Annotated in this window: 1 protein-coding gene; it reads right to left on the bottom strand. The window is 75.9% G+C overall.

Annotated elements, in window-relative coordinates; translation table 11 throughout:
- Positions 1-605: hypothetical protein (locus ACFWVE_RS07325; protein ID WP_384009139.1), on the bottom strand; the 605-nt coding region annotated here is incomplete at its 3' end.
- Between the last annotated feature and the right edge of the window lie 142 nt (positions 606-747).

The following is a 747-nucleotide window of genomic DNA, read 5'->3' as shown; positions in this document are numbered from 1 at the left end:
CCGAGCCGGACATCGTCTGTGGTGGACGCCGGGCACTCGTGCCTGGCGTCCACGGCTTTCGTCACCTCGTACTCCGGCGCGTGCTTCCCCGTGCCGTCGCAGGCCGTCTCGCGCACCTGCCCGTCGTCCAGGCCGCGGACGCAGTCGCCGACGATGGTGCGCGGCCCGCCCCCGCCCCCGGGATCGCCCGGGTGCGGGGGCTGGAGGTTGCGCATGCAGGCGTAGCCGCGCGGCACCGCCCCGTCGCCGTCCTCGTCGGACGCGGGGCTCTGCTCGCTGATGTGCAGGACGAAGTCCGTGGTGGCGGGGCAGCGCGGCCCGTCCCGGACGGTTCCGTCGTGGCGGGCGACGACCCGGGCCGCCGCCCGCTCACTCGTGCACGGCACCTCGGTGAAACTGGTCCGGCCGAACGAACTGCACTCGTCGATCGCGAGGAACACCGCCCCGTACCCCGAGGGCCGGGCCGGCACCTCCGGTACCGTCGCCGTCCGCTGTTCGCCCGGGCGGCCGTTCCTCCCGGCGCCCCCGGACGCGCTCTGGCAGCCGGTCGACAGGGCCGCGGCCAGCACGGCGAGCGCGCACACCGCCCCCAGGGAACTTCTCACGTGCGTCACCCTCCCCGAAGACCCCCGTCCAGCGTGGCCCGCCGCGGCGGGCCCCGCCAGACAAAAGGCGAGCGTTTGGCACGGTGGGGTGGGGGCGTCCGGGGTGTGAAGTACGGGCGCGACGTCAGGGGGGGCCACCCGG

This window comes from Streptomyces sp. NPDC058632, assembly GCF_042717095.1.
Taxonomy (GTDB): Bacteria; Actinomycetota; Actinomycetes; order Streptomycetales; family Streptomycetaceae; genus Streptomyces.
Note: the sequence above shows the minus strand (reverse complement) of the source record. Positions and strands in the feature narration are given on the sequence as shown.